Source organism: Paenibacillus sp. FSL M7-0420 (assembly GCF_038002345.1).
In the GTDB taxonomy this organism is placed as follows: Bacteria; Bacillota; Bacilli; order Paenibacillales; family Paenibacillaceae; genus Paenibacillus_AQ.
The window spans coordinates 5,813,689-5,825,667 of sequence record NZ_JBBOCJ010000001.1 but is presented as its reverse complement, the minus strand read 5'-3'; the positions used below and the strand labels follow the sequence as shown (position 1 = coordinate 5,825,667).

General features: G+C 49.8%; 15 protein-coding genes. 12 read left to right on the top strand and 3 right to left on the bottom strand.

Features of this window, described 5'->3' with window-relative positions; genetic code table 11:
• Positions 1–216 precede the first annotated feature (216 nt).
• The 6 genes from MKX51_RS24820 (at position 217) to MKX51_RS24795 (ending at position 5,655) form a co-directional block, all read left to right on the top strand.
• Entirely contained in the window at positions 217–1,956 is a 1,740-nt protein-coding gene (locus MKX51_RS24820; RefSeq protein WP_340994245.1) for a glycoside hydrolase family 10 protein, read from the top strand.
• A 56-nt stretch (positions 1,957–2,012) separates the two neighbouring features.
• Positions 2,013–3,770 carry a beta-N-acetylhexosaminidase family protein gene (locus MKX51_RS24815; protein ID WP_340994244.1) on the top strand — a complete coding sequence of 586 codons (1,758 nt, stop codon included), beginning with the start codon at positions 2,013–2,015 and terminating at the stop codon, positions 3,768–3,770.
• 215 nt (positions 3,771–3,985) lie between these two features.
• Positions 3,986–4,234, top strand: coding sequence for a hypothetical protein (locus MKX51_RS24810; protein WP_036723516.1), 249 nt, complete (start codon positions 3,986–3,988; stop codon positions 4,232–4,234).
• On the top strand, positions 4,231–4,605 hold the full coding sequence (locus MKX51_RS24805) for a retropepsin-like aspartic protease (RefSeq protein WP_340994243.1): 375 nt from the start codon (positions 4,231–4,233) through the stop codon (positions 4,603–4,605). Before MKX51_RS24810 ends, MKX51_RS24805 begins: the two co-directional genes overlap by 4 nt.
• Before the next feature lie 57 nt (positions 4,606–4,662).
• Positions 4,663–5,097 carry a DUF6398 domain-containing protein gene (locus tag MKX51_RS24800; protein ID WP_340994242.1) on the top strand — a complete coding sequence of 145 codons (435 nt, stop codon included), beginning with the start codon at positions 4,663–4,665 and terminating at the stop codon, positions 5,095–5,097.
• A gap of 150 nt (positions 5,098–5,247) precedes the next feature.
• Positions 5,248–5,655 (top strand): hypothetical protein, encoded by a 408-nt coding sequence (locus tag MKX51_RS24795; protein WP_340938453.1) that lies wholly within the window; start codon positions 5,248–5,250, stop codon positions 5,653–5,655.
• Here the strand turns inward: MKX51_RS24795 and MKX51_RS24790 are convergent.
• The gene (locus MKX51_RS24790) at positions 5,624–6,169 is read right to left on the bottom strand and encodes an NAD(P)H-dependent oxidoreductase (protein WP_340994241.1); all 546 of its coding nucleotides are present in this window, start codon (positions 6,167–6,169) and stop codon (positions 5,624–5,626) included. The genes MKX51_RS24795 and MKX51_RS24790 overlap by 32 nt on opposite strands.
• 194 nt (positions 6,170–6,363) lie before the next feature.
• Between MKX51_RS24790 and MKX51_RS24785 the strand changes: the two genes are divergently transcribed.
• The 3 genes from MKX51_RS24785 (at position 6,364) to MKX51_RS24775 (ending at position 8,090) form a co-directional block, all read left to right on the top strand.
• Complete coding sequence (locus MKX51_RS24785) at positions 6,364–6,717, top strand: winged helix-turn-helix transcriptional regulator (protein ID WP_340994240.1); 354 nt, start codon at positions 6,364–6,366, stop codon at positions 6,715–6,717.
• A gap of 62 nt (positions 6,718–6,779) precedes the next feature.
• Entirely contained in the window at positions 6,780–7,202 is a 423-nt protein-coding gene (locus MKX51_RS24780) for a MarR family winged helix-turn-helix transcriptional regulator (protein WP_340994239.1), read from the top strand.
• A gap of 51 nt (positions 7,203–7,253) precedes the next feature.
• Positions 7,254–8,090: an alpha/beta hydrolase gene (locus MKX51_RS24775; protein WP_340994238.1), complete on the top strand. Its 837-nt coding sequence runs from the start codon at positions 7,254–7,256 to the stop codon at positions 8,088–8,090.
• 108 nt (positions 8,091–8,198) lie between these two features.
• On the opposite strand, the gene MKX51_RS24770 is transcribed toward MKX51_RS24775, so the two are convergent.
• Both MKX51_RS24770 and MKX51_RS24765 read right to left on the bottom strand, forming a co-directional pair.
• Positions 8,199–8,384 carry a hypothetical protein gene (locus tag MKX51_RS24770; protein ID WP_036723496.1) on the bottom strand — a complete coding sequence of 62 codons (186 nt, stop codon included), beginning with the start codon at positions 8,382–8,384 and terminating at the stop codon, positions 8,199–8,201.
• Between the two features lie 251 nt (positions 8,385–8,635).
• Positions 8,636–9,118: a hypothetical protein gene (locus MKX51_RS24765; protein WP_340994237.1), complete on the bottom strand. Its 483-nt coding sequence runs from the start codon at positions 9,116–9,118 to the stop codon at positions 8,636–8,638.
• Between the two features lie 282 nt (positions 9,119–9,400).
• Between MKX51_RS24765 and MKX51_RS24760 the strand changes: the two genes are divergently transcribed.
• The 3 genes from MKX51_RS24760 to MKX51_RS24750 are packed head-to-tail and all read left to right on the top strand — an operon-like array spanning position 9,401 to position 11,881.
• A complete protein-coding gene (locus MKX51_RS24760) occupies positions 9,401–10,372 on the top strand; it encodes an ABC transporter substrate-binding protein (protein WP_340994236.1) in 972 nt (323 codons plus the stop codon).
• Entirely contained in the window at positions 10,353–11,135 is a 783-nt protein-coding gene (locus MKX51_RS24755) for an ABC transporter ATP-binding protein (RefSeq protein ID WP_340994235.1), read from the top strand. The genes MKX51_RS24760 and MKX51_RS24755 overlap by 20 nt, the downstream gene beginning before the upstream one ends.
• On the top strand, positions 11,129–11,881 hold the full coding sequence (locus tag MKX51_RS24750) for an ABC transporter permease (RefSeq protein ID WP_340938470.1): 753 nt from the start codon (positions 11,129–11,131) through the stop codon (positions 11,879–11,881). The genes MKX51_RS24755 and MKX51_RS24750 overlap by 7 nt, the downstream gene beginning before the upstream one ends.
• Positions 11,882–11,979: the final 98 nt, after the last annotated feature.

The following is an 11,979-nucleotide window of genomic DNA, read 5'->3' as shown; positions in this document are numbered from 1 at the left end:
GGATGAAGCAACGGAGGGGATTTTGGAACTGTAGGAGCGGAAGCGACCGCCTTTGTCACCGGATTTCTACCGCAAACTGCGGTTTAAATCAGGAAATCTGGGGACAACAGCGGCCGGAAGTCCAAAACTCACCGCAGTGGCGACTTATCCTTATATCAAAAAATAGAGTTCAAACTATATAGAAGTTCAATAAGACTATGATGTGGAGGCGATATTATGGCATTTACACTGAGATCGAGGTTCATGGCAATGTTAGGCATCGTGTTGGTTTCTTCGGCAGCGGGGGCTTCCCTTCCCCTTCCTGTCCAGGCCGAGGAGCAGAGCAATCCTCCTTTCGAGACAGAGGTTATTGTACGGACCGTGAACCAGTTCAAGAACATGACGGATGTCCAGAATTTCATCGCACTGTCCACCAGCTACGGGGTCGATGTCATCAGCATGAATGTGAAGCAGGATGAAGATGATGAGGTTCCGTCCGGCAGTGTATTTTATCAGAGTGATATCGCGCCCATCGCCCAGGGCTATCAGAATTTCGATGCCCTGCAGGCTGTCATTACGGCAGCTCATGCCGCAGGAATCAAGGTTCACGCCTGGATTCCCCAGTTCCATGACCAGCAGGCCTTCCTGGCTCACGATGAATGGCAGATGCAGGCGCTGGTGGACGGGGTTCAGACTCCGTTTACAGGCTCTAACGGCAACGAATATTTCGTCAATCCGATTCACCATGAAGTGCAGCAATATGAGCGTTCCATCATTCAGGAAGTGATTGAGAATTATGATGTGGACGGCGTTGTACTGGACTGGATCCGCTTCGACAATTACAACATGGATGTCAGTGATTACACGGTTGCAAAGTATCAGGCGCAGTTCGGCTATTCGCCGCTCAGCATTGACTTCGATACGGATTCGCCGCAGCGTCAGCAGTGGAATGAATGGAGAACCGAACAAATCGGACAGTATGTAGGTGATATCCGTGAGGACATTTCCGAATCCGCGAATCCGGATGTGCAGCTTGGGGTGTATATTCTGCCGCCGGAATTCACCGAGGTTGGACAGAATGTAGCCAAGTTCAAAGACGAGATCGACTTTGTCGCACCGATGGCGTACTTCGATGACTGGGAATTCAACAGTGACTGGGTATACAGCACCTCCTACGGCATCCTGAAGGATACCAGCGACGCGATCAGCGGCAGTAATGTGGATATTGTAGCCACCCTGGATAATGACTGGTCCGATGATCAATATCAGGAGGTCTACAAGGGAATCCGCGAGAATTATCCGGATGTGAAGCGCCTGTCGTTCTTTGCCTACGGGGCCTGGCCGGAAGCGGAGCTGGCGAACATCCATGAACGTGAGACCTGGCCGACGCCGGGCTGGACGGCTCCGGTAGAGCAAGATTATCCGGCCCAGCTGCCTGCAGTATGGAAGGCGCGGAATATCGGCTCCATGCCGGGGAACGCCACCTACAATGCTTCCAATAAGCAATTTACACTCAGCAGCAGCTCTACGGATATTTGGGGCAATGGAGATCAGCTGAATTATATCTATCAGCCCGTGAGCGGCAATGCGGAGATTGTTGTTAAGGTGCAGTCCACCAGCTGGCTGGACGGCTGGGCCAAGGCCGGTATTATGATCCGGGAGTCGCTGAGCCATAATTCCAAGCACGCGGATATGATGCTTACCCCCTCGAATGGGGCCACCTTCCAGTATCGTACAGAAACCGCAGGCAGTATGGCTGACCATACTGCGGCTGCTTCGGCTCCGAAATGGCTGAAGCTGACGAGAACCGGAAATACGTTCAAAGGGTCGATTTCTTCAAACGGGAACAGCTGGCAGACGGTCGGAACCATTCAGATACCGATGAAACACAAAGTATATATCGGGATTGCCCTCAGCAATCCCGGGAATGATTCACGGAACAAGGCTGTGTTCGGAAACGTGAAGGTTACGGATTAAGCCTAATAGCCGGGAGATAGAGTTAACTTGCTATGAAGGCTAAAGGGGGCGTGAGTATGACTATGACTATGCCGTTACGAGAACGGCAGTATTACTTCCGGGACTACTATGATCAGGGTGAGGAGCTGGTGCTGGAAGGGCGGCAGCTGAGAATCGGGCTGACTTCAAAATTTTCCTTGATCCAGAAGTGGGAGTGGCCGCTTGCCGCCGAAGGCCCGATTGTGATCCTTGAGCCGCCTGGAGAAAATGAGGAAACACCCGAACCTGGAAATATCAAGCTGGAGCTGGAATACGAGGGATCGCTTAAGGCGGATGGCTATCTGCTGGATATCCGTAAGGACGGCACAGTTACGATAGCTGCCTCCAATAAGAGGGGACTACGGTATGGAATGGATGCTCTGCACCGGCTGCTGAGCGTAGATGAAGGCAAGTGCCGGTTGCCTGTGGCGACTATTCATGATGAGCCCTCTTTTCCAGTCCGCGGCATTATTGAAGGCTTCTATGGCACGCCGTGGAGCTGGGAGGACCGGATGGATGCGGTGCGCTATCTGGCAGCTCACCGGATGAATACCTTCATGTACGCTCCCAAGGATGATCCCTATCACCGCGAGCTATGGCGTGAGCCTTATCCTGAGAATCTGTTCGAGCAGATTCGTGAGCTGAAGCAGGAATGTGATACGCAGCTGGTGGACTTCTATTATTGCATTAGTCCGGGGAACGATCTGCAGTTTCGCAGTGAAGATGATTTTGCCAGTCTGGAGGCGAAGCTGAGCGCGATGATCGCTATTGGTGTCCGGCATTTCGCCCTGCTGATGGACGACATCGACTACGCCTTGTCCGGGGAGAACCTTCATTACCTGGAACGGTCCGGAGTGGCGCATGCCTATGTGGCTAACCGTGTCTATGACTATCTAAGCCGTCAATTGCAGAAGGTTACTCTGGTAATGTGCCCTTCTGAGTATTGGTCCTCCTGGGATACCGAATATAAGCGGGATATCCGCGAGAAGCTGCATTCGGAGATCAAGGTATTCTGGACCGGCTCTGCCGTCTTTGCCCGGCAGGTCGGGAGCAGGCAGGCACGGGATAATTACAGCTATTACGGACATGAGCTGTGGCTGTGGGACAACATCCCTGTCAATGATGCCGACTACGACCGGCTGTTTCTGGACCCGGTTCGCGGACGTTATTCCCGGCTAACCCAGACCGGACATCAGGCCGTGGTAGCGAATCCGATGGTGCAGTGGGAATGCTCCAAGATTACATTGAACACCATGGCCCACTATATGTGGAACAGTGAGCGTTATATGCCTGAGCTGTCCTGGGCGCTGTCGGTCCGCGAATTTGCCGGAGAGCTGGCAGAGGAGCTGATGTTCTTCTGTAGCCAGAATCTGAACAGCCAGCTCTATAGCGGAGGATATGAGGAACTGAAAGAGGCTGTGCACAGCAGAGATATCCGCTGGCTTGACGCGTATTTCGAACGCCTGGAGAGCGTCTCCTGCCGGCTGCTTGAAATGGAGAATTCCAAGTTCCAGACAGAAGCAGGCCCCTGGCTGCACAGAGCCCTGGCGGATGTAGAGCTGTGGAGAGCCTTGCGGCAGAAGATTGCCGGAACGGCTGAACCCGGGGCAGGCGAAGAATTGCGCAGGCGGGCCGAAGCCTGTCAGGCCTTCGAGGTCCGGCTGGGGAGTGATCCCGCCTGGGCAGCCGCTGAGGCTTGGGGATTTGCTGTCCGGGAGGGCAAGAACGGCTACCGGCTGACTCTGGAAGCTGAGAAGGTAATCTTAGCAGCACAACACTGTACAGCTGACGTATAGGCCGTTCGCAACAGGTATTCCTAACTGAATAGGCTTGGAGAGCTGAGAATTTAGCTGCCGTGCTTCAGAGGTGATGTGTTTAAGCCTTCCTTTACCCTTTCGGGTGAGGGGAGGTTTTTTGTTGTTTGCCAACTCTCAATTTGATTTCAAACTATGATAAAATGAATTCATTAGAACCACTTTTTTATCGATGGCTACCCGGGAGGTGTGAAAGAATGAAATGGCAGCAAGTAAGAGAATTATTTCCTGACCAATTTGTTTTGCTTTCCATTCTTGACTATCGCGAGGAAGATGATAAGAAAATTATAACGGAAGTAGCTCCTGTTCGTGCAGTATCTGAGAAGAACGCCAACCAGGAATTTTTCAGCGCCGAACCTGGCAATCTTGTCTATCACACTGCCAATGAGGAGTGCGTTATTCATCTGCGCAGAGACCCATTGATGAGAGTGAGGCGGCGGTCATGAAGATAGCTTATGATGGACAACTCCTGACAATAGATATTTCCGTATGCTACCAAGGGAGAACACTGCAAATTAAAGATATTATTATTGATACGGGTTCCTCGCATACTGTGTTTAGTCCTGATGTACTCGAAGAGATAGGTGTAACTTATGAAAACGGAGACCCTGTTTATGAAGCATATGGTGTTGGGGGAACGGTACCTTTTTACACTAAAGTGATGGATCGAATTGAAATTGATGCATTTATAATTAAAGATGTGGAGATTGATGTGGGAATACTTCCGAAGTCTCACAAAGGATTGCTTGGACTAGACATCTTGCAGACTTATGGTTTTATCGTAGATATGCAAAAGATGGAGTTGCGTTCGCACTGATAATATAGCTGCCAAGGTATAGTAGTGATGCGAAATTTGTACATGGGGAGGCCGAGAATGAAAGATCCGAAGATGTTAGAGAAGAAAGAACAGCTGCTGCAACTGGTGCGGGGGTTCTGCCAGGAATATCTGGATGAGGATTATGAACAGCTGTGCTGCAAAATGGTAGAGAAGCTTGGACGAAAACGGACAGTTCCCTTTATGAGCGGAAAGCTGGAAATCTGGGCAGCAGGCATTATTCACGCCATTGGCACGATTAACTTTTTATTTGATAAAAGCTTTGAGCCTTACGTCTCTGTGCATGACATCTGTGAATATTACGGTGCTGCTCAAAGTACCACCTCACAGAAATCCAAGTTACTACGCGATATGTTCAAAATGGGGCATTTTGGAGGCGAGTTTGCCACACAGGTCTCTGAGCAAAATAATCCGTTCAACAAACTTTTCTCAGTAAATGGAATCATCGTTTCGGATGATTATTTTGAAAAATAAACAGGAATAGACCAAGTGACTGCCGTCCGGGTAAGGAGGCATCATTTGGTCTATTTTTCAAGCCTGGACAGTCATCGCTTCGATAAAGATTAGGTAAGAGCAACAAAGACAATTGCCGAAATCTGCAGACCATTGAAATGGAGGACAGGTGTGACTCGGAATATAAAAAAACTGGACTTGGTAACCAGCCTGATAGACCGTTTCACTTTTTACGATTTTAAGTTCATTACGGATTTCAGATATTGGATTGAAATAGATACAGTGAATTTGTTTGATGAACATAACATTCCCATGCTTCGGATAGACTTTATTTTAATTCGTACGGGAGCGCCAACCTACAAGGTCACCCTTCAATTCACCAATGTAGGCAACCTTCAGCTAGCTTCTGGAGGAGCGGCAGTTCAATTGAGTTTGTTTCAGATTTTAGATATTTCCGATAGAGGCTGGGACTCGTATAGATTTCATGTGGGAGATTTTGAAGAGGAGGGCCGATTTAAATTTTACTGTAATGAAGTTGAAGTCATTGCTATAGAAGAAATTGACCTGTATCTTGTTTGACATATCGCAAATAATCCACGGCACTTTGATTAATATCATCATCACTCGCCTGGAAGGAAGCGCCGAACACGGCGAAGTACGGCAGGGCGGTTGCGCCGACATGGATGGCACTGGCCTGGAACGGGGCGATGATCTCATCTACTGTAAAAGAAACAGACCCGGCTGGCAGATAGTTTTCCTTTTTATCGCCGATGGTCATAGCTATGCCCAGCTTCTTACCCTTCAGCTTATTTCCGCTCGAGCCGTAAGCCCAGCCGTGAGTGAACACATCGTCGAGCCATTTTTTCAGCAGCGGGGGGTAGCTGTACCAGTATAAGGGGAATTGGAAAATAATCAGGTCGTGCGCCTCCAATAAACGCTGCTCCCGCAGAGCATCGATGCTCCAGTCCGGGTACTCCTTGTAGAGCTCATGGACCTTAACGTCCTCCGGATGCAGCAGCAGCTCTTGTCTCCATCTCCGGTTCACTCTTGAAGCCTCTATATCGGGGTGTGCCAGGATTACCAGGGTTGTCATTAGGGATCACCTTTCTGGTGTATAATTTGTGTTGTGCAGCTGCTTCTATTATTTTGTAAGTTCCTTAAAATGTAAATACACACAATGAAGTAACAAGGTTACCTCAAGGTGTGCATTGGAATCGGGTGCCGGATGTGGCAGAATAGTAATCATTAGATCAGCGCATTGTTATGACTGCTGAGGAGGTGCCGGGGATGAAGCAATATCATTTAGGGATTGAGGCGACGCTTGAGATTATCGGCGGGAAGTGGAAGTCGCTGATCATATGTATACTGATGTCGGGGACCAAGAGGACGAGTGAACTGCAGCGCAGTATTCCAGGCATCTCGCAAAAGGTTCTGATTCAGCAGCTTCGCGAGCTGGAACGGGATGGGATCATCGGCAGAGTGGTCTATAGCCAAATGCCGCCCAAGGTGGAATATTACATCACCGAGTATGGGATCACAGCCAATGAGATTATTGACCTGATGTGCTCTTGGGGCAGAACCAATATTGCGATCCGGCAGCAGCGGGGCGAGGAAGTCATGCTGCTTGATGAGGACTCTTGAATAGGAGCACACTGAAATACTGAACTATTGACAATAGTTTGATGTCAAACTATAATTCATTTATGGAAACCAGAGATGCTATTTCACTTATATCAAAGATCCGCGAGAAGGTTAACCGGTTCATCGTACAAGAGATGGCGAAGCAGGGAGTAAACGGCATTGCCACCTCACACGGGGATATTCTGTATGCGCTGCTGTCTAAGCACAGACTCACCATGGCCGAGATCTCGGCATATATTCATAAGGACAAATCAACAGTTACGGCACTTGTGGATAAGCTGGTGCGGCTTGGGCTGGTCATGAAGGAGAGGGATCAGGAGGACACCCGGTACGTATATGTTACTCTAACCGGGAAGGGGAAGGAGCTGGAGCCGATATTTGAATCGGTCTCTTCTGCCATGCTGAAGCAGTTCTACCGCGATATCACGGAAGAAGAGCAGAAGATTTTGCTGACGATTTTAATGAAAATCAATCATAATTTCTAAAAAATTTGCGTGATAGTTTGATATCAAACTAATTATGGAAAGGAAATAAAAATGAGAGACTACACTAATGAATTACCGCCGCATACAGAGAAATATGTCGGTGAGCATGATCTCTTCCTGGAGATTTATAAGGGAGAGGAGGCGAGAGAAGGCCACGAACAGAAGATTAACGTACCCCTGCTGTTTGTACACGGTGCATATACCGGAAGCTGGATGTGGAGCAAGTACCTTCCCCATTTCATCCGTGATGGCTGGACGTGTTATGTGATGAATCTGAGAAGTCATTACCGGAGCAGGGTACTGGATATGACACAGATTACCTTTGAAGATTATCTGGAGGATATCCATGAGATAGTGCAGTTGATTCAGACTGAATGCGGAGCTGCTCCTGTCCTGATCGGGTTCAGTATGGGCGGGATCCTCAGCCAGAAGGTGGCGGAGACAGCCGGGCTGGCCGGGCTTGTGCTGATGGATTCAAGTCTATGCAGGGAGGTTCATGAGGAGGTGCCGTATACAGATATCGTCAGAACGGTACCAGGTAATGTAGTGCCCGCTCCGGTCCGCGAAGAGGAGACCAGCCTGGATGAGACGGCAGAAGACATAGCGTTTCAGCGCAAATACCTGACGATGGAGTCCGCCAAGGCGTTTCGAACCTTTTCTTATCATTTCGGAGCAGCAGGGGTATCTGTAGACAGCGGGTCCATTACTTGCCCTTGTCTGGCGATCCATGCGGTTAACAGTGATGAGGATGAGCGCCGGGGCAGAGCCAATGCAGCGTATTTCCGCGCAGCCTACGCAGGTCTTTGGGGCACCACCCATACCGGCCTGCTCGCAGGACAGCGCTATCTGGAAGCAGCACAGACGATCCTGCGGTGGTTGGCGAGATAATGAATCTAGTGCAACAAATAAAAGGCCGCTTGAACCGGGATGCTCCCGTTCCTTAGCGGCCTTAACCTGATAGGTGAAGGGTGTTCTATATATACATCTAACTGGAGATTAGTGAAATTTGACGGTCTTGATGCGCGATTCCTGCTCATAAGTAAGCGGGCTTGGTGTTGGCGGTGTGTGCAGATGGCGGTGTGCGCTGTATTCCATTCTCCGGTAATCCTCTTCTCCGGAAGCCATCCCCGGCTGCCACATTCCGGTTACCCAATTCTTCAGTTCCTTAATTCCTGCCAGCATTGCATTCATCCTCCTTGGCGATGAAATACGGTAATGAACCTCTGGGACATCTATCCTGGTTACGCTTTCATTATAGCATAGATAATCAATAAATCAATGTGATGTCCGCCTGTAAAAGACAAATAAATAAGGAATAATGTCGTGATTACTGGGTTTGTGTTTGTATAAGAGAGTAATGTCCTTGTGGTATGGACTGTATGGAGGCAACAAAAAAGCGGCAGCCGGGAGGGCGGTCGCTTCGGGGCAGGGTGTTATGCAGAAGCAGCTAAACGTTTCATTTCAGCTTCCTGATCTATAGAACGCCGGGCCAGTATATCCAGTGTTGCGTCATGTCCGCGCAGGCTCCGGTCGATCCGCTCCAGAGAATCCCGGCCAGCAACGACTTCAACGTTGACTTCAGACACCGCTTGTTGAACAAGCGGAATTAGCTTCGTATCTTCCTTAATGCTTTCGATATCAGCCTTGATGATCACCAGCTCGGCCGCAATTTCAGACTTGAACGTAGCGAATTCTGACTGAAGATTGTTAACATCGGCTTTAATTCCTGCAATTTCAGACTTGATTCCTGCAATTTCGGACTTGATTCCTGCAATTTCGGACTTGATTCCTGCGATTTCGGACTTCATTCCAGTGATTTCAGACTTGATTCCTGCAATTTCAGATTTCATTCCGTTAATTTCGGACTTTACTCCTTGCAGCTCGGCAAGAATCTGCTGGAGAATTACATCGCTCATAGGGCACAGCTCCTTAGATAGGGTTGGAATAGGACTGCTGCTTGAAGAGGGGATACCTGCGGAATAGGTACAGGTTATTATAGCATATTTGCGTCATTATTGGGTGCTGCTGTCAAAAGAATTCCATGAACATATTGGACATTAGAAAACTGATACTTAAATTTATAAATATACAAAATAGGACAATAGGTGTACTATGTATGTGAATAAATTCGCATGAAGCGTAACCGATAAGAGATGGGGGAATTAGGATTCATGAAGACAAGAAACTGGAAACACCTTATGAAGCTAGTTGTGCTGACTGCTGCTGTCAGTGTAGTAGCTGCCGGATGCGGTAGCGCAAAACAGGCAGGAAATGCCAAAGATACTAATACTGGAGCTGCTGTAGCTGCACCTGCTGAGGCTGTTACGATATCACTGGGACTGCTGCCATCCATCGATGCGATTCCTTTTATTATTGCCCATGAGCAGGGATTTGATCAGAAGCATCATGTGAACCTGGATATCCAGACCTTCAAGAGCGCGAAGGATCGTGATGTGGCTTTTCAGGCGGGTAAGGTAGATGGCCTCAGTGCGGATCTGGTGGCGATCTCGATCTATAATGAAGCAGGACTCGATGTCAAAATCACCAGTACGACCACAGGTGAATTCGACCTGCTGACCGGAAATGATGAAGTGAAAGAGGTAAAGGATCTGAAGGGGAAAACCGTTATCCTGTCCAAGAATACCTCAACCCAGTATACCGTTGCCATGATGCTGAAGCAGGCCGGCCTGACGGAAGCCGATATTACCGTAACGGAAGTGCCGCAGATTCCAACGCGTCTGGAGCTGCTTAAGAATCATAAGGCGGATGCGGCTGTTTTGCCGGAGCCTTTTGTAACCATGGGCCGTACTGCCGGTCTGCGCGTTCTCAGCTCCACCCATAGTGCGGGAATCAATCCGTTTGTGCTGGCTTTTCCGCAGAGTGCCATTGATGCCAAGGGTCAGGGAATCCGTGATATGTACGCCGCCTATGATGAGGCTGTCGATTATATGAAGACGCATGACCAATCGGAATATATCGACCTGATTATTAAGGAAGTGGGCTATCCCGATACGCTGAAGAATGAGATTAAGGTGCCGGAGTATCTGCCTGCGAACCAGGTGGATGTGAAGGAAGTGGAGGCTGCTTTTGGCTGGGCCCGTGAAAAAGGACTGTTGACCAAAACGCTATCGGCTGAAGATGTGATCTCCGATGTCCAGTTTAAAAAATAGCGGTCTCCGCATTCATCAGCTGCATGTAGCTTATCAGAACGGGCAGCTGGCCCTGGGTGAAATGAACCTGACCCTGCCGGAGCACGGGATTTATACGGTGATCGGTCCCTCGGGCAGCGGAAAATCCACGCTGCTGCGGGCGATTGCCGGATTGCTGCCCGGTTACAAGGGGGAACTGCTCTTCAATGGCAGATCTGTCCATGAAAAGGAGACGCTGATCGGGCTGGTGCCGCAGAATTATGGCCTGCTGCCCTGGAAGACGGTCCGTGACAACATCCGGATTGCGATGCGGATCGCCCGTCCGGGCGGGGAAGGCCACAATCGGCGGGAGCAGGACCGTCAAATTATGCATTGGCTTGAATCCATGGGAATTGCGCAGCTCGCCGGACGGTTTCCGCTCTCGCTGAGCGGCGGTCAGCAGCAGCGGGTGGCCATTGCCCGCGCCTTTGCCATTCTGCCGACCCTTCTGCTGCTGGATGAGCCGTTCTCGGCGCTGGATGCCATTACGCGGGAAGGGCTGCAGCAGATTTTTATCGACAACTGGCAGGCACATCCGGCGACCACGCTGTTCGTCACCCACGATGTGGAGGAGGCGATTCTCCTTGGACAGAAGATTATCATCCTGCTGCCCAGGCAGCAGGAGCCGCCGGAGATTCTCGATAACGCTGCTGTATTTGCAATAAAGCATTCTGAGAAGCGGGAGAGCGAGGAGTACTTTATGCAGTCCAAGAGAATCCGAAAGGTAATGATGGAGAAATGGTAAAACGACGGCGTTTTGTTCACCTGCTGCGCCTGCTGCTCGTTTTTGCCGGAATGAATGCGCTCTGGTATATCGCTTATCTGCTCATGAATCACGCGATTCTGCCCAGCCCGGGCGCGGTCTATAAGGCAATGTTTCAGCTGGGGGCCCATGATGTGGCTCTGAATATCGGCTACAGTCTGATGCGGATCACTGAAGGTGTGCTGCTGGCTCTGCTGCTGGGTTTGCTGGCCGGTCTGCTGATGGGCCGCTCTCCTTTCTGGAACCGGGTACTGGACCCGGTCGTCTATCTGACCTATCCGATTCCCAAAATTGCGCTGCTGCCGGTGGTCATGCTCTTCTTCGGCCTGGGAGAAACCTCCAAGGTGCTGATGATTATGCTGATCCTGCTGTTTCAGGTCATTATATCGGTACGTGATGGTGTGAAGGCCATCCCCGAGAGTACTTATGATGTGCTGACGAGTATTGGTGCCAGCACGATGCAGAAATTCTGGAATGTGACGCTTCCCGGCGCTTTGTCGGTGATCCTCAGTACGATTCGTATTTCGCTGGGCACAGCGATTTCAGTACTCTTTTTCACCGAGATCTATGGGACAGAGCATGGCATGGGCTTCTTTATCATGGATGCCTGGCTCCGGCTGGATTACCCTGAGATGTATGCCGGAATTATGCTGTTCAGTCTGGTGGGATTCGTGCTGTTCCTGCTGGTGGATGTGCTGGATTACAGATTCATGAAGTGGCGGAGATAGCCGCTGAGTATAACCATTCAACACAATAAAGCCCGCTTCCCCAAATGGAGGAAACGGGCTTTTTGGTATGTTTAAAGCATAACAGAAGCGCTTAAGAT

What these genes read in the sequence shown, in the direction of transcription:
- MKX51_RS24810 (WP_036723516.1), top strand. Translation starts at nt 3,986, where the DNA reads ATGAAATGGCAGCAAGTAAGAGAATTATTTCCTGACCAATTTGTTTTG.
- MKX51_RS24790 (WP_340994241.1), bottom strand. Translation starts at nt 6,169, where the DNA reads ATGACAACCCTGGTAATCCTGGCACACCCCGATATAGAGGCTTCAAGA.
- MKX51_RS24780 (WP_340994239.1), top strand. Translation starts at nt 6,780, where the DNA reads ATGGAAACCAGAGATGCTATTTCACTTATATCAAAGATCCGCGAGAAG.
- MKX51_RS24805 (WP_340994243.1), top strand. Translation starts at nt 4,231, where the DNA reads ATGAAGATAGCTTATGATGGACAACTCCTGACAATAGATATTTCCGTA.
- MKX51_RS24820 (WP_340994245.1), top strand. Translation starts at nt 217, where the DNA reads ATGGCATTTACACTGAGATCGAGGTTCATGGCAATGTTAGGCATCGTG.
- MKX51_RS24815 (WP_340994244.1), top strand. Translation starts at nt 2,013, where the DNA reads ATGACTATGACTATGCCGTTACGAGAACGGCAGTATTACTTCCGGGAC.
- MKX51_RS24785 (WP_340994240.1), top strand. Translation starts at nt 6,364, where the DNA reads ATGAAGCAATATCATTTAGGGATTGAGGCGACGCTTGAGATTATCGGC.
- MKX51_RS24750 (WP_340938470.1), top strand. Translation starts at nt 11,129, where the DNA reads ATGGTAAAACGACGGCGTTTTGTTCACCTGCTGCGCCTGCTGCTCGTT.
- MKX51_RS24770 (WP_036723496.1), bottom strand. Translation starts at nt 8,384, where the DNA reads ATGCTGGCAGGAATTAAGGAACTGAAGAATTGGGTAACCGGAATGTGG.
- MKX51_RS24800 (WP_340994242.1), top strand. Translation starts at nt 4,663, where the DNA reads ATGAAAGATCCGAAGATGTTAGAGAAGAAAGAACAGCTGCTGCAACTG.
- MKX51_RS24760 (WP_340994236.1), top strand. Translation starts at nt 9,401, where the DNA reads ATGAAGCTAGTTGTGCTGACTGCTGCTGTCAGTGTAGTAGCTGCCGGA.
- MKX51_RS24775 (WP_340994238.1), top strand. Translation starts at nt 7,254, where the DNA reads ATGAGAGACTACACTAATGAATTACCGCCGCATACAGAGAAATATGTC.
- MKX51_RS24755 (WP_340994235.1), top strand. Translation starts at nt 10,353, where the DNA reads ATGTCCAGTTTAAAAAATAGCGGTCTCCGCATTCATCAGCTGCATGTA.
- MKX51_RS24765 (WP_340994237.1), bottom strand. Translation starts at nt 9,118, where the DNA reads ATGAGCGATGTAATTCTCCAGCAGATTCTTGCCGAGCTGCAAGGAGTA.